Here is an 18,334-nt window from a genome sequence, read left to right on the forward strand (position 1 = left end):
TCAACTCGGTCAGTAAAAACACCCCAAAAGTGTCAACCTTTTTTAGGGAAGGTCAATTTTTTAAGTTTTTCAAATCCATACTGACTTCCTGCATTAAATATAGTCAGTTTCAGTACAGATAATCAAATATTTTTTGATTTTCTGTACGAGTTTTGACTAATTCTATTTTCATCACAAAAAAAAAGACCGTCGAAGCGATCCTTCTTTTAGCCATTAAAAGGAAATCATTCCTACAATTCCAACCTTATCGTTTATGAAATCCAGAAATGGCAATGCAGATATTTTTGCACCTTCTCGTCTTTTCTTGTAATCATCATATTGTCTCTGGAGTTCGTCACGTCTTCGGACATGGCCAGGCTCCTTTATCCAATAGTAAAGATTGTACGAAAACAACGGAATACCAACTATAGCAAACGGGATAAGCAACGCTCCAGCATTGTAACCTTCTCCATCGTAATCGAAGGTTACGACAAGATAAACTCCACACAAGCCTATAAGAGAAAGGGACAAACCTAGCGTCCCAGCAACAGTACTACCGATAGAAGTAATCTGTTTCTCTTCTTCATAAATCAACTGTTCATACACACCCGAGGAATCGTAGGGAACAACCCTATAGGTTCTACCATCCATCGTTACAAGCGAGTCTTTCTCATTGGCGAATATCGATGAAGCAAAACAAAGGACTAGAAGAAAAAGAATCAAACCCGTTTTCATAGGCAACCTGGAGCCTCGAACCTGGAGCCTCGAGCCTACTTAATGAAAATCAATCCCAAGATACCGGCAGCCCACAGGTAGTAGCTGAAGTAGTGGAACTTACCCTTCTGTACAAAAGCCATGAGCCACTTCAGGGCGATAATGCCGAAGATGAAGGCAACAATCATGCCCACCAGAAGTTCCGGAGTAAAGCCGCTGGCATCGGCGCAGGCCAAGGCCTTTTCGGGCTTTTCGATAGCATAGCGTGCTACGGTTTCGGGATCCTGGCACTTCACCCACTTGATCACATCAAGAAGGGCTGCGCCACCTACGGCGGGGATGCTCATGAGGAAGCTGAACTCGCCGGCATACTTACGGTTGACACCCAGGAAAATCATGCCGCTGATGGTAGAACCGCTACGGCTGATACCCGGGATGCAGGCGATTCCCTGAACCACGCCGGTCACCAGAGCGCGCCACCAGTTCATCTGGACGCCTTCGCACTCCGGATGCTTACTGCCGGTCTTGCCCCACTGGGAAACGAACAGCAAGGTAGCTGTCACCAGCAAGGCGCAGCAAACGGCGCGGGGATTTTCAAACAGGCTTTCCAGAGGCTTCTTGAAACCGATGCCGATAATAGCAGTAGGAATGGAGGCCAGCACGATGTAACCCACTTCCTTCAACTGAGTCTTGTCGCGGCGGATGCAACCTACGATCATGTCCACAATCTTCTTGCGGAACACAACGAAAATGGAAAGGAGAGTTCCTGCGTGAAGCATGATGTCAAAGAACATGCCCGCTTCTTCCATGCCCAGCAATTCCTTGCCGAGAACCAGGTGACCCGAACTAGAGATAGGGAGAAATTCTGCGAGGCCCTGCAACAGGCCTAAAATGATAGATTCAATCATGGACGGAAATATAGTTTTTATTATCTTAGAGCCATGGCCGCAAAAAAATTTCTTCTGTGCTTTCACGATTTTAGCGTCTGGAACTACCAGACCGTCATGCCGATTCTAGAAGACTTAAAGGAATTCGTCGGCGCCCCATTCAGCGTACTGGTCATTCCCGACACCGAAAACGCAGAAGAGCCCGCAACCGCAGGCTTCAAGGCAGCACTCGCCCAACTAAAAGACGAAGGCTTCGAGCTTGCCCTCCACGGCTTTAAGCATAAGGCCGAATTCAGCCAGGGCAGAAGCTACGCCGGTCTTGCCGCCATGTCCATGACCAACCGCGAGGCGGAATTTGCCGGTCTGAGCGAATTTGAATCCAGCAGACTTCTGCAACAAGGCCTCGCCGCATGGAACAATCTATTTGAAACCGCGTCGGGCACCCCGACCAAACCGATCGCTTTCGTGCCGCCCACCTGGTGGAGCAACAAGTACCTACACCTGCAGGTCCGCGGCGAAGGCATGCTCTACGAAGACCGATTTTCCTTGACCAACAAGAAGGGCAAGCGCTACGCCTCCCCCGTGGCAAGCTTTGCAGGCATCCCCGACTTTGCCGTAAACCCCATGTTCAACCTAGGCGAATTTTTCACAAAGATTCCCGCCGGAATTTTGCGAATTGCGTTGCACCCCACAGACTTCCCAACTCACCAAGCCCGTATAAAGCACTTGATCCGAGCCGCTCTAGGAAATGGACGGGTTTTAACGCGATACGAGAACCTCTAATTTTTTATTAAAAAATATAACGTAAAGAAGGTGGCTTGCAAAGCCACCTTTTTCTTCTGCCTAAACCCAAATTGGGCACTTCCTGGGCATTTCTTGGACACTTCAGAAACGAAAAAAGCCCTGCAACCTAGACGGTTACAGGGCTCAAAGTCAGATTAGACTACTTGCACTCTACGAGTGCAGTAATCTGCACCTCGGTCATGCGAACACAAGTGCTCGCGCGACGCTCGGTTTACGATTACTTGACTTCGAAGTAGTAGGTCTGCAGAGTCTTGCCGTCCTGAGACAGCTGGATGATCTGCTTGCCTGCGGGCAGGTTGCCCTTGACTTCGAACAAGTTTTCAGCCTTGTATTCAACAGTCAGAGCAGTGCTCTTGGACTTGTCAACAAAGAGACCGTTCTTTTCGTCGGCGCCAAAACCCTTACAGTCAGCGTGGTCAGCAATCTTGCCTTCAACAGCGGCGAAAGCAGTAGCAACCAGCGGAGAGGTAACGGAGCTTGCGTTCACATAGTAAACGTCAAGTGCGCTGCCCATGGCCAACGGAGCGGGAAGGTTAGAAACCTTAACAGCCTTAGCCGGCTTCTTCTTCTTGTCCTTCTTGCCAGGAACCTTGCCAGCATCGGTATCGATGGGCATGGTCAGACGATAACCAGCAACAGATTCGTTACAGGTGGTAGAGTAGATCACCCACTGGTTTTCAATCTTTTCGGGACCTTCGGTGGTACCAGTCTTGTACAGACCCGGCTTAACCTGATCGCTGTATTCATACAGGGTCACGGAAATGTTCGGGTTTTCGTCGGCGGTAGCAATGCGCTGCTGGCCGAGGATGTACTTAGAACGACGAGCCTTGATCAGGTAGCTGCCAACGGGAACCTTTTCAAACTTGAACTTACCTTCCTTCAGTTCACCCTTGTACGGATACTTGGGATTCTGGGTACCGTAGATGGTAGAGTCCATCCAAACGGTGGGCATTTCGATAGCCTTGCCAGTAAACGGATCAAGGACAACACCTTCGATGGTGCCAGTCTTTTCGCAACCGGTCATTGCCATGGCAATGAGAGCAGCGGCGCAAATTGTGAGTTGCTTCTTCATAACAATCCTAGTTGAGTTTATTGATAAATCTTATGGTGCTGCAAAATTAAAAAAGCCTCCCTTTGTTTGGAAGGGAGGCAGCGGAACAAGTCCAATTATTCAGCGTCAGCTGCCGGGCGTTCTGCCTTGCGAGTCTTGCGCTTTGCACCAGTGATGTTGCCGGCGAAACGCTTGTTGAAGCGATCGATACGGCCAGCGGTATCCACGCGATGCTGCTTACCAGTCCAGAACGGATGGGTATCTGCAGTAATTTCGAGAGAGATCACACTGTACTCTACACCATCGATAGTCTTCTTTTCGGCGGAAGACTTCGTGGAGCGGGTGATATATTCTTTACCCGTATTCGCATCGACGAACACGACCGGTTGATAGTTAGGGTGGATACCTTCTTTCATTGTATAACTTCCTGTGAAGTAGTTGTTTAGAGAACCTAAATTTAGATGTTTTTCGCCATTTTGGCAAGGGAAATTAGTATTTTTGAACCCATGAAACGATTTTTTACAGGTATTTTGCTGGCTGGATCCGCCTTTTTCGTAACCGCAAACATGGTTGCCTGCGGAAATGACACCCCCATCGCCAAAATCATCGTCATTAACCAGAAGATGCCCCTAGTGGAGTGGCCCGACAGCACATACATCGCTAACCTGGAAGAAATCCTGTCACAGGAGCCGGTCAAACAGAAAAAAGAGGCCGAAGCCAACATTTCCATGAACACTTTCAAGGCTCCCGTGTTCCAGTTGCCAGGTTCAGTCACCGGCAAGAAGGAACCCAAAAAGGGTTTCGCAAACCAGGTTGCCAAGAATTCCGCCAAGAAGAACAACAACGTCTTCGCCAATAGCCAGAGCGCCGGCGCCGAGAACTTCGCCAACAAGTTCAGCGAAGCCCTCTCCAAGTTGCAGTCCGACCCGTCTAACTCCAGCCTTTACAAGACCGTTACCGCAGCCGACGGCGACGATTTGTTCAAGCTTCTCAAGAAGACCTATGGTGCCGGAGTCCAGAACCTCCCCCGCTTCTACGTACTTTCGGCCCTGCAGTCAGTAAACGCAGGCGTCGCATTGGAACACCTGAACGCAGGCGACAAAGTCAGAGTCCCGAAGATTTAGAGGGCGGAGCCTGCGGCTCCTTTCAGCGGTGAGTTTTCAGTTGTGAGCTATGAGTTTTTATAGTCGCGCCGGAGGCGCCTGGCTTATTAATTCATAGAAGGCTTGCGGGCGAATGCCGCAAGCCTTCTTTGCTTTAATCTTTTAGTTCTTTGCTCTCTTACAGCACGCCCTTGGAACTGGGGACGCCTTTCACGTTGCGAGAGGGAGCCACAGCCATAGCCACGGAACGGGCAAATGCCTTGAAGATGCTTTCGAGGCAATGGTGGTTGTCGTTACCATAGAACAGTTCCACATGCAGATTCATACGAGCATTTTCGGCAAGACTCTTGAAGAAATGTTCGAACATGCTAGCTTCGATACCACCGGCGGTAGGACCAGGGAGCTTCACATTCCACACGAAACCGATGCGGTTGCTAAAGTCAATGCAAACGCGGCTCAATGCTTCGTCCATGGGAACAAAGTAAAAACCATAGCGTTCAATACCCTTCTTGTCGCCCAGGCATTCAACCAGAGCCTGACCAAGAACAATGGCGATATCTTCCATGCTGTGGTGCATGTCCACTTCGACGTCACCCTTGCAGGTCAAATCCAGGTGGAAACCACCATGGCACTGGAACAGATTCAGCATGTGATCCAGGAAGCCATTACCGGAACTAATCTTGCCGTGGGTGCAATCGTCCAGGTTCAAAGTCAAGGTGATGTCAGTTTCGTTAGTCTTTCTAGAAATAGAGGAAGTACGCATAGGAATCCTTTACTTTACGATTCTGCCACCAAACACGCGGAAACGGGTCACGCGGCCGAACTTCATTTCGGGCAGGGCCGTTTCAACGCCATTCAGATACATCTTGGCAATAGCCTTGGGATCGCCAATGGTAACGCACAAGGTATCAGTAGTATTGTAGACCATCTTGACACCGGCGCGGGAAATGTTGGCTTCCTTCAGGAAGGCGTTATCGCTTTCACGACGCTTGAGGCCAACCCAGGAAAGGGATTCACCGGAACCCACCAGCAGGAAGTTGGTCTTCTTGGTCTTGGGGGCCTTAGCTTCTTCTGCAGCGGTCTCTTCAACCTTAGCCGAATCAGTCTTGGAATCAGAAGAGATAAAGATGGTTGCAGAGGCGGGCAGGTCAGACTTCTTTACAGCTTCGTCAACAACAGCCTGACTTACAACATTTGTCTTTTCGGTAGAATCAACAGCAGCGGAATCCTTCTGCAGGGAATCAGCGGGAATCACCTCGGCACCATCAGGAATTTCCTGAGAATCGGTGGTGTCTTCAACCACGACTGCAGTAGCCGGTGCCGGAGAAGAAGCCTGCTCGGCAAGAGCTTCCAAATCAAGGAAACGAGAGGCGACTAGGAATGCCAGTACGAGCAAAAGAATAGCGATAGGCACGGCCTTACTCTTTTTCCTGGTTTCCGCTTCAGTCACCGGAGCAATTCTCTTTCCGTCAGAAACATCGGCAAAATCATTGCTCAGCTTGGCACCGCTTTCGGCAGCATAGCTAGACAAAACCTGGGCGGAATCCAAATTCAACTTAACGCTAATGGAATTCAAATAACCGCGTACATAGGCAGCCACCGGGAAAGCCTTCCAGTCGCCGGCTTCAATAGACTTCACATAAGACACAGCCACCTTGGTAGCTGCGGAAAGCTCTTCAACAGACATGCCGCGAGATTCACGAACTCGCGCAATATATTCGCCCAGACGTTCTTCAGGTCTCTTTTCTTCAACGTTCATAGACTTCTCTACACCTCAACCTTCAAATCACTCAACATCTGCAAGGTCCGCGCCACAGGCAGACCCACAACGTTGTAATAACATCCGTTAATACCTTGTATAAGTCGGGCGCCTGCAGTCTGAATACCATAAGCACCAGCCTTATCCATAGGGTCTCTAGAATTTACATATTCTTGAAGCTCTTGTAATGTGTTGTTTCTAAAAACAACCTCTGTTTCCTCTTCAGATGCCGCAAGAAGTTTTCCATCACGAGCGATAGCCACCCCGGTAATCACCTTATGGCCACGACCGTTCAACTTTGACAACATATCAAGAGCATCCGCCTCGCTCTTCGGCTTTCCAAGAGGAACCCCATCAAGGAACACCAAAGTATCAAAGCCAAGCACCACCGCCCCCCTTTCCATACGGGAAACCGCAAGGGCCTTGATGGTCGCATTTTCCCTGGGGAATTCCAGAGGATTGGTAGACTTGGGATTTTCCTCTTCGTTGGAAACCACCACACGAAAATCTACACCGATCAGCTTCAGAATTTCAGAACGGCGGGGAGAACCGCTACCTAGCACAATCTGACTTTTCATATAAACTTACCAAACAGTTATTTTGACGTTTCCGTACTACCGGCATTCAGCTTCAGGTCAGGCAAATCACGCACATAAATGGAGAAGCTCCATCCAGCCGCAGGTCCCGTGGGAGTCCAGCTAAAGTCAAGTTGCCAGCAATGCAGTACACGGTTAAAGGTAAAGCTATGGGTCACAAAGCGGCCTTCGTTATAGTTGTAACGGGTGCTATAAGTCATTTCCCAGTTACGCGTCGGCTGAAGGCTTGCGCTAATGCCTGTAGAATGGGTCACCTGATCCTGGAACAAATCCCTAGAGACTCGGCTACTGCTAAAGGAATAACTGTAATCGAGGCCAAAAGTCCATTTCAGCATTTCATACTTTTCCATCTGCGACGGAAGACCACCGTTGAATTCACCACTCCAGCTAAAATGCTTGGAGAAGTCATAACCCCAGTAAGTCAACTCAGGCACCTGGACCTTATTAGGTTCCTCGGTATACTTGTGATAGAAACTGTGACGGGTATTGATGGTAAACAGGTAATCCGGCAGAATCTGGAAGCCAAAGCTAGACGTAATATCCGAGAAGTTCAGGGAATCTGCGGCAAAGTTGTAGGACACGTTATGGCGAGTCGTCAAGAGACGACGGGTACCATACTGATCTTCAACAGCCTTGGCGGTATCGCCCTTTGAAGTATCGGGCTTGTAGCCAGCCACCTTCAAGTACTTAATGTCAAAGTCATTATTCAGGCCAAAGCCAACCGTTTTCTGCTTAGTCTGATAGGGAGTCTGCCCCAGCAACGGATGAGGAGCGAACTTCTTGACCGTATCGATTTCAGGAGCGTAAGTGTAAGAAACGCTGGGAGAAAGCACATGACGCACACCGGTAAACCGCCCAATTTCGGGAACCCAGATACCATAGAGTTTCGTATCGGCAGTAATGCTGTAATTGTGATTGTAGGCGAACTGACCGTAGTCATCGTGTTCGGGATCCAACAGATAACGCTTGCGGTACTTCAGGGAATCTTCGGGATTGATCCAGCCCGTACCCGTCCAATAACCCGTGAAGGTGGCGCGAGGCGTCAGGTTGATTACGTCGAAAAGATGACCGGAATAGTCTAAAGAATAAGTTCCCGTGTAACCCACATACTGAGCCGTCGTATCCGTCTCGTTGATGGTATCCTGGGCCCTGCGGGTGTAGTAGTTAAAGCGGTTGTTAAAGCTATAGTTAAACTTCTCCAGGTACGACTGGATAGATCCATCTTCGGCAGCGATTTCGTCTTCGTCGACTTCGAACTCGAAAAGCTGGCCGCTCATGCGGTACTGCACGTCAGGAATCTGACGTTCCATAAGGTCCGTCACCAAGTTGTGCTGTTGGCTAGCCTTTACCGTCAAGCTCTTGTTGGTTCCGAATTTTCCGGAGTAAGTCAACTGGGCGTTGGCCTGCTGGTTCAAGATTGTTTCGGCATCCAGGGCGTTATCCTTACGGACACTCTGGCTACTGACGAAGGAGCCGGAACCGCTCAAGGTGTGCTTGCCATCGGGCGTCAAGTTCTGATTATGACTGAAGCGGATATCGTAGCCGCTATTTCCAAAGTCAAACTCTTCCAGGTAAGACGTATAGGAGATGTTTCCATCCAGCACATAACGCTTCCTGTATCGGACTTCCCCGGTCAAGGTTGAACGTTCAAATCTTGCTTCTTCACCTTCAATAATATCGCCCTTCACCGTGGCATCCCAGTAGTCGTTGGGCGCGTAGTAGAAACCCAGGTTACTCATGTAGTAGCCCTGCTTCTGGTCGCCACCGAACTTAGGAGTCAGAATACCGGATTTACGGCCACTCTTCAGGGGAGCCACAATCATTGGGAGTACGGCCACAGGCACGTCGGCAATGTTCAGCACCACCGGTCGGGCAGTAATGGTTTCCTTGGGTTTCACCACCATTCGACGTCCATAGAAATAGAAGTGCTGGTGCGTGGAATCGTTACAGGTACTAAAGTCGCCACGGGCAATCTGAATTCGCTGGTCGGGCAAACGTCTCACTTCCATGCCGTTCAGCTGCTGGTTATCCTGGTATGTCGTAGCGTAATAGATTTCACCGATGCGGCTCTTCATGTTGTACTTCAACCGCATACCCGACAAGGAGGGATTCTTGGTCTCCCTCAGCACCGGATCGCCGCTGGCCATAAGCACCGCATTTTCCTGGTCGAACATGATGGTGTCTGCATCCAGGGTGGCCGTCCTATACTTCAACTGGGCGCTGTTGTTCAAGTTGAACGTTGCCGTTTCCACATTATATTCCAGGTCCACGGCTCGATACTCAATGGTATCCGTCCCTGTGGTATCATTCATCCAATCCACTTCTGTGGTGTCTTCTTCCACCTGTTCCCGCTCCTCCAGTTCAAAGCGGGTCAACTCCTGACCGAACACGGCAGGAGCCAAGGCTGTCAAAAACAACAAAACAGCCCACAGAATTGCACTAAAGTGCCTATGGGTTCTAGATAAAATCACTTCGGCGGGGAAATTTAGAATAATGGAAAAAAAGAATTTTTTTACGATATGAAAAAAGCCTGCGAATTACCGCAGACTTTTATTGTTAATTTGTATAAAAGCAGTTTGTCTAAGCCGAAATTACTTCAGCACGGCATTCTTACCGCTTACAGAACCATTCAGTTCGATGGTCACCATGTAACGGCCAGCCGGGGTAGCTTCGCCATTCCACTTCACGGTGTTGAAGCCCTTCACCACGTTTTCCTGGAGGCGGGCCACTTCGGCACCATCGGCATTCATGATGGTAATGTTGGCAGTACCTTCAGACTTAACATTGAAGCTGATTGCAGAGCGGGTAAAGCCCTTCAAGGCAGCAGAGCCAACCTTGCCGGTAGAAGCCTTGACCTTGGGAGCAAATTCGTTTGCCTTTTCTACATAGATGCCGTTCAGGTTGGTGGCGTTTACCTTTTCGCCGGAACCGATGGCATTACCATGCTTCAGCACGGCCACCAGCTGCTTGTCGGACTGACTTGCGCTGGCGTAGGTTTCCAATTCGGCAGCTTCGAATTCAGTCTTGTTGCCATACCAGGCTTCTACGTTCTTGGAGTCCAGATCCTTAACGGTAATCTGGGCACGGCGGATGGTAGCGGTATAGGTTTCGCCTTCGCTGATATAGGTGATTTCAAGAGGCTTGTTCACCTGACCGCGGAGCTGTTCCTTAGAAAATTCAATGTCCTGACCCTTCAGGCTGACACCGTCTACAGCAGTAATCACATCACCGGCCTGGAGCTTGGTTTCGGCAGCGGGGGTTCCCGGAATCACTTCGGCAACCTTAACACCATCGCGGAGCTGATAAATGGTAACGCCAATACCACCGAAAGATTCACTTTCGGCGAAAGCGGAAGAGGCTGCCATACCGAATGCGGCAGCAAACAAAGAAGCCTTGATAACACTCTTCATAAAATTCTCCTTGATTAAACTTTCTCTACAGATATATATAAAAAACTACTTGGATGGTCAACAGCACCTAGGGCTATTCCATCATCATCCCCTCTTCTTCTTCGCCATCATCGTAATCATCCATGGTCTTTTCGCCAGGAACGATCACCAGACCCAGGGTAACAGGTTCCCCCTTGGAGTTTAGGTAAGCTTCCAGGTACAGCGAACTGGATAGACGGAGCAGTCGCAGGTCCAGCATTTTGCCACCCTTATGGATGCTCTTGGGATTCAGGTCAAAGAAAAGGAAGGTGTCGTTGATATATTCGAAGCGGTCTTTCTCGTAGTTGATGGACCATTCCGTGTCGCCATCGTTTTCCTGACGGTAAACACACTTGTCATGGTCGATGTCGCATTCAAAGCTGGCGCTTTCCTGATACTTCTTGTTCCATTCACGGCTAAAGGAACAGGACTGCACACGGCCGGCGCCGTTGCGTTGCTTGTTCAGCTGGTCGTTAATGACAACATAATCCATCTTGAAGTTCTTTACCTGTTCATACACATTGCGAAGAATGATGTAGGCGTCGATATCCTTGGGGCACTTGCCAGAAATGTTCACATCTTCGTGGGCCTTCAGCAAGGTCTGCTGCATATCGATATCGATGGCATCGGGAATCTCGCTTTCCTTGATTTTATCCAGCACCTTCTTGGGCGGAATCACCACCACCTTGTCGCCCTTCTTGACGGCATAGCCCAGCTGGTCGCGAACGTAGTCAAGGCACTGCTGCACGTGGATATGAACCGTATTGGAACCGCCAGACACAAAGTCCACGCCAATGCTCACATTCCATTCGCCGGCGGAACTGCCGGAGTTCTTGTCCAGGTTACAGAAAGGTTCTTCGCGGATACCGTCAATGTAGATCACACGGGCGTTCAGCTTGGTCACCAGGGAGGCTTCCTTATCCATCATACCGCCCAGGCTCCAGAAGTTAGGATTCAGGCGGAGCACTTCGGCAAAAGCCTTGTCGCCATCCAGGGCCGGCAACAGGGAATCGTTGCGGGCATTCTTCTCTTGCAGCAATTCGGAATACTCGGTCTTGACGGTCATGTTGCTGAAGCCGTTACGGGAAGCAGGTTCCGGAAAGGCCACCGCAGCCGCAATGAACAGCGAACAATGAGCCACCAACAGAGCAAAAAACAGACTTGACTTTTTCATTTAGAACTCCTTAAGCCCTACGCAATTTCTTTACGGCAAAGTGAAGCGCGTAAACAAGGACGCCACAGGCAATGATTGTCGGCCCCACCACAAAGTTCAACTGGCAGGCCAACATAAGCCCGGTCACCACAAGGACCAGCGAAAACACCACCGACATGACCATCATCTGGGCCAGGTTCTTGGCGTAGCATTCCGCAATATAGGCGGGAATGGTCAGCAGGGCAATCACAAGAATCATGCCCACAGCCTGCACCGCAATAACCACAGTCAAGGCAATCAGCGCAATCAGGGCCATATAGTAAGTCAGCACAGGCAATCCCTGCACCCGGGCAAATTCAGGATCGTAGGAGATGGCCAGGAACTTCCGGAAGTTGACCACCACGGCCACAAGAATCACCACAAGGAGTGCCACCATCCAATACAGCAGTTCCGAAGGTACCGTCAGAAGACTACCGAACAGAAAACTCATCATTTCGCCACTGTAACCGGGAGTCAAGTCCGTGAGGATCACGCCCAGGGCCATACCGCCAGCCCAGATGACGCCAATAAAGGTATCGGAGTTCTTTCGGTCTCGCCAGGTGAGAATGCCCATGAGCATGGCACAGGCCACCGCAAAACCCAGGGAGCCCAGCATAGGAGAGAATCCAAGTAGAGCCGCCAGACCCACGCCGCCAAAAGAGGCATGAGCCACGCCCCCTGCCAAGGAAGTCAGGCGGTTCACCACCACAAAAGTTCCCATGACGCCGCAAGCCACAGCCACCAGGACTGCCGCCACCAAGGCGTTCTGCATAAACTCCATCGACAAAAGTTCAAGCATATTACTTCATTCTCTTTGCCAATTCCGGCAAGATACTTGTCAAATGCAAAAGGGAGGGAATATAGAAGTTCACCCAGCTAGGCACGTCGGGAACTGGGTTCACCAGAATGGTGGTCCAGCCGCGACGATGGGCAGGTTCCAGATTGCGGACAGAATCGTCCAGCAGTACAATCTGGGAAGGATCCGCCGGAGTGCCGTTGGCAAAGAACATCTCGGGGACCTTCTTGGCCAACCAGCGTTCCGCCTTTTCGTAGGCGCTGTCGTGGGGCTTTCCAATCCAGTCCATCTGCTTCAGGTCGAAAACATCCTCGAAGCACTGACGCACACCCATATGTTCCATGCCCGCTTCGCTCCAGTCCCTGCGGCCATTGGTAAACACGAAACGGTGTCCGGCAAGCCCCATAATCAGGTTCGCCTTTGCCGGAGAATGCTTGGGGTAAGTCAGATATTCCGGTTCATGAATGAAATCGAAAAAGGTTTCCGGATCCACACCGTGCATAGCCTGGAGGCCCGCCAATGTGGTACCAAAACGCTTCAGGTAATCCTTACGGATCTGGTGAGCCGTTTCAAAGTCAGTACCGGTTGCCTTCTGCACCATCAACGAAATGCGATGGTCCAGGGAATCGATGACATTATGTTCATCGGCACCATAAATGGTAAGGTCATAGTCAAATAGCCAAATCATAACACACTCTTAGTAACCCATGGCCAAGCCGCCAATCTGGCGTGCCAAGTAGGTTGCATAATTATCGGTCATTCCGCTGACAAAATCCAGCACCTGGTGGTAGGCTTCGGCGGCCGTTACGCTCTGGCCGATTTTCGCCTGGCCGATCAGACGTACAATTCGGTCTGCGCGGTAGGAATTCTTACCGTTCTTGCGGAAGTCATAAACACCATTGATGAAGGCGTCCAATACGGTACTCAGGGTGGTATAGCTACCCACTTCCAGTTCCGTCTTGCGGCGGTCGGGATAAATTCGTTCTACGCCCAGGCGCTTGGCAATCTTGATGCCGTCCATCACCTCGGACTTAGACAGGTCCGTCAGATGTTTTACCGGTTCGCCATTCATGATTTCTTCGTAATGCTTTACGAAAGTCACAGCCACATCATCAATCAGATTCTGGATGGCCAGGCCGCGGATACTGCTGAGGAAGTCACGGAAGTTCTGGCCGTTTTCCTGATATTCGCGGTCAATATCTACGTCCGGTCCACACAGGTAGCTGAACATTCCCCTGACGTCACCGAAAGTCAAAATGCCAAGTTCAATGGCGTCTTCCACGTCCAAAATACTGTAGCAGATATCGTCGGCCGCTTCCATCAGGTAAACAAGCGGATGACGGACCCACTTGCCCGTTTCCAGTTCCGGGAGGCCCAAGGTGTAGGCCGTCATGCGGTAAAGATCCGCCTCGGTAGAGAAAAGGCTGGTGGGAGTTCCAAACTTGGCCAACTGGGGATACTTGATCATGGCTCCAATAGTCGCATAAGTCAGGCGCATACCACCATCAAGGAAGTGGTATTCCAGCTTGCTCAAAATGCGGTGGCCCTGGGCATTACCGTCGAAGTTTTCGAAGTCGGCGATTTCGTCGGGTTTCAAATCCTGCATGGCCGGGGAATGGCGGTTCTTGCGGAACCATTCGCGGATGGCGGCTTCACCGGCGTGACCAAAGGGAGGGTTGCCAATATCGTGGGCAAGACAAGCAGACTGTACAATGGTACCGAACTGGTATTCGTTAATGTACTTGGGCAGGTACTTCTTGATCAGGTGATAAACTGTAATGGCCAGGCTACGGCCAACGCTACTGACTTCGATACTGTGGGTCAGTCGGCTGTGAACATGGTCATTTACAGAAAAAGGATGCACCTGGGTCTTGCGGCCCAACCGCCTAAATGCCGTAGAAAAAACAATGCGGTCATAATCGCGGTGAAAATCAGAACGGTTCGGGTCCTGATCAGCAGGGTGCCCATAACGCGTAGCAGAAAGCAAAGTATCCCATTGTAGCATGGAATACAATTTAGAAAATTACGAAGTACGAATTATGATGTACGAGAGTAAATTAGTCGGCTACGTCGAGATTTTCCATTTCGTAATTCGTAATTCATAAATCATAATTTTAAAGTTCCCCGGTTATGACTATTCAAATAAAAAATCACACCAAGATCAGCTAGAATAAAGATCAAAAGCCACATGACCGTTCCGCTTTGGAAGCCATAACTATGAAGCCCAACACCCAGCAAGTTAATGCCAAACCAGCAAAGGAATGTGATAATCACATTAAAGCTATTCAACAGAGCGAAGGTCCGTTCGCCAACAAGGCGACCGCCACGAAGATGCAAGGTCAGCATGGCCCACAGGCAAACAAAAAGGGCTCCGCATTCCTTAGGGTCAAAACCCCAAAAACGCCCCCAGGCATAATCCGCCCACACGCCACCAAGCAAGGTTCCCAAAATGGAGAATCCTGCACCGAAAACCAAGGTACCGAAAAGCAGTTTGGAAATGTTCTGGATTTTTTCTGTAGCCTCAGGATATCGAGTCTGGCGGAGCAGCGCCACATGGGCTACAACGCCAGAAAGAATCATTCCCGCAAAGCCCAATGCAATGGTAAAAACGTGAAGGGTTAGGAACACACCGGAATTCAAAACAGCAGGAATGGGCTGGAACAAATCGCCCGGTTCCAAGATAAACTTAGCGAAGAACAGCAGAACCGCAGCCATCAAGGTCACGGGAATAATTAGGGAGAACGTTCGCTTTTTGCAAAAAATGAACGCACCAAATTCAAAGGCTTCCAAAAGCAAGGCCACCAACAGCACAATTTCATACAAACTAGAAAGAGGCGGACGGTTGGTTATGTAAAGACGCAAAGCAAAAGCAATGGCGAGAGTCGCAGCTACAGCAGCAGCCGCAGAATTCGCCGCAATATCAAGGGCGCGCTTTTTGAAAAGGGAATTGACTGCAGCCAAGACACAACCGATGAAAGCTAGGATGAACGCGATCAAGGCAAAGTTGGCGTGGTTGTAGAAAACTTCCGCCTTAAAGGTTTTCATTTGTTCGGGAGTTGCCTCGGCTTTCTTAAAGTCGCCACGCTGGATGGCTTCAAAAAGTTGCACGTTGGCAAGCAAACGCTTCATTTCCAATGTGGCAGGATGATCATCATTGCGGCTTGCATAAATTTCCAGTTGAGAACGGGAGGCATTCAAATCATTGTAGCTGACATAACGTTTATTTTCAGGCAGATGAAGCGCCTGCAACACATCGCTGCGAAGAACCTTAAAAAGTTCTTTTTCTTCAGAGGCACGCACATAAATAAGTCCAACCATATAAACCGCATCTTCATCATCGCAGTCATCCTCTACGCAGTACTTAAAAGTAACCTTGCCATAAAGATCGTTGACAATCCCGCGAGCAAAGGAGTCAAAGGGGCGCACAACCCCATTGACCATTACAGGGTCTTCAGGATTCCAAGGCAGTTTTTCCGCAATAGAATCTGGAATAGCAGGAGGAAAAAGGGTTGTTGCATTTGCAGAAGGCGTAAAAAACAGGCCTGCAAAAACCAAGGCAATCACACTTATAAAGTTCTTTTTATTTGCAGCAGACCCAGCCCGCACCTTAACAGCATAATGAAACGCCGCACTGAGCAAGAACAAAATCATGAACACGTACGGCACAAATTTGAAGGGATCATAGGTAGCGGTATAAAGATCCACCTTCATGCCGAACATATCCACCTGGCCCTTGTAGAACGTAAAATAGGGATAGCCCTCCCCTACCTCCACCGCACTTGTATTCAAGCTATCGTCAACAGTGTAGAATGTAATGGGCTTTGAGGATTCAGCAGCGCGAAAACCATTGTATTCCTGGCGGAACTCAGAACCCACAAGGCTTCCCACCAAAAGAACCAGCAGGGCAATGTGCATCCCATAAAGCCCTAGGTTACGCCAACCTGAGGGAACAAGCCTGCCCGAGTCCACCCGAGAGAAAATTCGCGGCATGCGGTACATCATGGAGGCAATCAGGTGCAACGCACTCACAACGGCCAGCGACTTAAACGCAGGCAGCGGCACCACCCCAAGCACCCACAGGAAATAACTTCCAAAGAATCGGTCCGCCGCAATGGCAGCCCCTTCGTTCCCTGCAGCGGCCTGCCCCAGGGTACCCCAGAAGGTCAGCAACAGGAAGGCCACCAGCAAAACGCAGGTTACCTTCAGGGATGCAAATTTCCTTAAAGCGGTGGAGACGCGGGTCATCGTCCGACCCACACGAATTTAGATTCGTCCAGCTTTTGTTCCCCGTCGAAGCGGTAGCAGGCCAGCCGACCATTTCCAAGGTGCCCTGCGATACTAAAGTCCAGGCAGCAAACGTTGTGACGAATCAGGCGGGGTTCACCCGTCAGCCAATAATGTCCAAAGAACACAGGGCGTTCGTCCTCCCCATAAAAGCCGCGAGAACGAATTTCCGGTTTTACGTCACAACCCTCGGGCATGGTCACACCCGGCTGTAAACTCAATTCCTGCAAAGAGGCCTTAGCAGGGTCCACCCACCAACGCAAGCGGGTCCTGTAACGCTTAACATTTTCACCATCAAAGAAGAACTGACGGTTAGGCAGTTCCATTTCCGGTCCCTTCAACAGCATATCGATAGGCCAGAAAAGGGAATCCCCATATTCATTGTCTTCATCATTGGCACGGAAAATCAATTCGTCAAAATTTCCGTCGGCAAAGCAATGGATGCCCGCAGCCTTCAGCAGCTCAACAGCCCGCGGATGAAAACTGGCGTGCTGAGCCCTGAAACTTTCCGTTTCCAGGTAGAAGGGCAAGGTCTTGGCGAATTCCTTCATCTCCTTGAATTCATCCTTGCGCCCCACAAAATCCGTCACCGTCCTGGAATGAACCGCCACCTTGTTGAAGGTATGCTCACGAAGATAATTCTGCCCCACCTTTTTCAGGTAGCGGGGCCCTTCGTTCTTCTGCCAAAAACTGAGCATGTTGAATTCATGGTTCCCCATAAGGGCAATGGCAGAACCCGCATCCCGCATGGCCCGCACCAAATTCAGCGTGGAACGCACATTTGGGCCGCGATCCACATAATCCCCAAGGAACACCACCATACGTTCATTGCCCGGGTAACGGAACGCACCCGCAGACTCCACATAGCCCAGCTTTTTCAGCAAGGCCTTCAGACACTCACAATGCCCGTGGATATCACCAATGAAATCGATGGAATTCTTACAAGTCACAAGACAAATATAAAAGTTTTGAGAAAAGAGCCAGCGGGATTTCCCGTCTGGCTCCTTGTTTTGAATGTCGGATTATATTTTAGTCCTTGCCACAACGAACTGATTTGGCTTCGTAATCGAAGTTGGTATACCGAGCCGCGTTCGCCCCTGGCACCTTTGTCTACGATTCCGAGGGAAATCTCATCGAGGACCGTTCCAAGTCCCTGAAATCTCCTATGATTGGATCTATGGACTACTTCGGCGCCCGTTATCTCGACCCCATGCTCGGATTGTAGACCAGCGAGAGAAGAACGTTTTGACTATTGCTTTGAAACATACCCGGTGTTTCCCCCTTTTGATGTGCTATTGCACAGATATATTCCCATGTAAAAGTTCTGCAAATCTGCATTTCATCCTATACATTGCCATGTAAAAGTTCTGCAAATTCACTATTGCACTTATGCATTGCCATGTTTTCATGGGTTGAGCCCACTATTGCACTGATACATACCCATGTAAAAGTTCTACGGATTCGCATTTCATCTTATACATTGCCATGTTTTCATGGGTTGAATCCACTATTGCACTGATACATACCCATGTGTTCATGGCTAGAAAGCAGATACGAGTTATCAGATACCAGATATGAGTTATCATAATCGCGCCGGAGGCGCCTAACTTTATAATTCGTAGTTCATATCTCATAATTCATATCTAAGTCCCTGGATTCTTCGACTCCGTGCTTCGCACTCCGCTCAGAATGACGCCACACTCTTCACCATTCACTGTCCACTATTCACTAATTCCCCTCT

Annotated in this window: 17 protein-coding genes; 2 read left to right on the top strand and 15 right to left on the bottom strand. The window is 49.7% G+C overall.

Annotated elements, in window-relative coordinates; translation table 11 throughout:
• Window positions 1–213 precede the first annotated feature (213 nt).
• Together B7992_RS02720 and B7992_RS02725 are read right to left on the bottom strand one after the other, a co-directional pair.
• A complete protein-coding gene (locus B7992_RS02720) occupies window positions 214–714 on the bottom strand; it encodes a hypothetical protein (RefSeq protein WP_176421825.1) in 501 nt (166 codons plus the stop codon).
• A gap of 35 nt (window positions 715–749) precedes the next feature.
• The gene (locus tag B7992_RS02725) at window positions 750–1,601 is read right to left on the bottom strand and encodes an undecaprenyl-diphosphate phosphatase (protein ID WP_073156321.1); all 852 of its coding nucleotides are present in this window, start codon (window positions 1,599–1,601) and stop codon (window positions 750–752) included.
• Window positions 1,602–1,634: 33 nt separating this feature from the next.
• On the opposite strand from B7992_RS02725, the gene B7992_RS02730 reads away from it, so the two are divergent.
• Window positions 1,635–2,363 (top strand): DUF2334 domain-containing protein, encoded by a 729-nt coding sequence (locus B7992_RS02730; protein WP_073156318.1) that lies wholly within the window; start codon window positions 1,635–1,637, stop codon window positions 2,361–2,363.
• Between the two features lie 238 nt (window positions 2,364–2,601).
• Here the strand turns inward: B7992_RS02730 and B7992_RS02735 are convergent, their stop codons facing one another.
• Together B7992_RS02735 and B7992_RS02740 are read right to left on the bottom strand one after the other, a co-directional pair.
• The gene (locus tag B7992_RS02735; protein ID WP_073156244.1) at window positions 2,602–3,456 is read right to left on the bottom strand and encodes a hypothetical protein; all 855 of its coding nucleotides are present in this window, start codon (window positions 3,454–3,456) and stop codon (window positions 2,602–2,604) included.
• Window positions 3,457–3,551: 95 nt separating this feature from the next.
• Window positions 3,552–3,851 (bottom strand): type B 50S ribosomal protein L31, encoded by a 300-nt coding sequence (locus B7992_RS02740; protein WP_073156242.1) that lies wholly within the window; start codon window positions 3,849–3,851, stop codon window positions 3,552–3,554.
• A gap of 90 nt (window positions 3,852–3,941) precedes the next feature.
• On the opposite strand from B7992_RS02740, the gene B7992_RS02745 reads away from it, so the two are divergent.
• Window positions 3,942–4,559, top strand: coding sequence for a hypothetical protein (locus B7992_RS02745; protein ID WP_249269325.1), 618 nt, complete (start codon window positions 3,942–3,944; stop codon window positions 4,557–4,559).
• Window positions 4,560–4,716: 157 nt separating this feature from the next.
• Here B7992_RS02745 and hisB read toward each other — a convergent pair whose 3' ends face one another.
• From hisB to B7992_RS02800, 11 genes are all read right to left on the bottom strand, one after another.
• Window positions 4,717–5,301, bottom strand: coding sequence for an imidazoleglycerol-phosphate dehydratase HisB (hisB, locus tag B7992_RS02750; protein ID WP_073156236.1), 585 nt, complete (start codon window positions 5,299–5,301; stop codon window positions 4,717–4,719).
• 9 nt (window positions 5,302–5,310) lie between these two features.
• Complete coding sequence (locus B7992_RS02755; protein WP_073156234.1) at window positions 5,311–6,297, bottom strand: RodZ family helix-turn-helix domain-containing protein; 987 nt, start codon at window positions 6,295–6,297, stop codon at window positions 5,311–5,313.
• Window positions 6,298–6,305: 8 nt separating this feature from the next.
• The gene (locus B7992_RS02760; RefSeq protein ID WP_073156231.1) at window positions 6,306–6,875 is read right to left on the bottom strand and encodes a nucleoside triphosphate pyrophosphatase; all 570 of its coding nucleotides are present in this window, start codon (window positions 6,873–6,875) and stop codon (window positions 6,306–6,308) included.
• Window positions 6,876–6,892: 17 nt separating this feature from the next.
• Complete coding sequence (locus B7992_RS02765) at window positions 6,893–9,313, bottom strand: putative LPS assembly protein LptD (protein ID WP_254794846.1); 2,421 nt, start codon at window positions 9,311–9,313, stop codon at window positions 6,893–6,895.
• Between the two features lie 171 nt (window positions 9,314–9,484).
• The gene (locus tag B7992_RS02770) at window positions 9,485–10,303 is read right to left on the bottom strand and encodes a S41 family peptidase (protein ID WP_073156227.1); all 819 of its coding nucleotides are present in this window, start codon (window positions 10,301–10,303) and stop codon (window positions 9,485–9,487) included.
• Window positions 10,304–10,376: 73 nt separating this feature from the next.
• Window positions 10,377–11,495: a hypothetical protein gene (locus B7992_RS02775; protein ID WP_073156224.1), complete on the bottom strand. Its 1,119-nt coding sequence runs from the start codon at window positions 11,493–11,495 to the stop codon at window positions 10,377–10,379.
• Between the two features lie 10 nt (window positions 11,496–11,505).
• Window positions 11,506–12,312 (bottom strand): metal ABC transporter permease, encoded by an 807-nt coding sequence (locus tag B7992_RS02780; protein WP_073234024.1) that lies wholly within the window; start codon window positions 12,310–12,312, stop codon window positions 11,506–11,508.
• A 1-nt stretch (window position 12,313) separates the two neighbouring features.
• Window positions 12,314–12,997, bottom strand: a complete 684-nt coding sequence (locus B7992_RS02785) for a pyrimidine 5'-nucleotidase (protein WP_073234026.1) — start codon at window positions 12,995–12,997, stop codon at window positions 12,314–12,316.
• A gap of 9 nt (window positions 12,998–13,006) precedes the next feature.
• Window positions 13,007–14,296: a deoxyguanosinetriphosphate triphosphohydrolase gene (locus B7992_RS02790; protein ID WP_254794845.1), complete on the bottom strand. Its 1,290-nt coding sequence runs from the start codon at window positions 14,294–14,296 to the stop codon at window positions 13,007–13,009.
• A 119-nt stretch (window positions 14,297–14,415) separates the two neighbouring features.
• Complete coding sequence (locus tag B7992_RS02795; protein ID WP_088665529.1) at window positions 14,416–16,554, bottom strand: cytochrome c biogenesis protein; 2,139 nt, start codon at window positions 16,552–16,554, stop codon at window positions 14,416–14,418.
• On the bottom strand, window positions 16,551–17,543 hold the full coding sequence (locus B7992_RS02800; RefSeq protein WP_254793648.1) for a metallophosphoesterase: 993 nt from the start codon (window positions 17,541–17,543) through the stop codon (window positions 16,551–16,553). Before B7992_RS02800 ends, B7992_RS02795 begins: the two co-directional genes overlap by 4 nt.
• Window positions 17,544–18,334: the final 791 nt, after the last annotated feature.

Source organism: Fibrobacter sp. UWH1 (assembly GCF_002210365.1).
In the GTDB taxonomy this organism is placed as follows: Bacteria; Fibrobacterota; Fibrobacteria; order Fibrobacterales; family Fibrobacteraceae; genus Fibrobacter.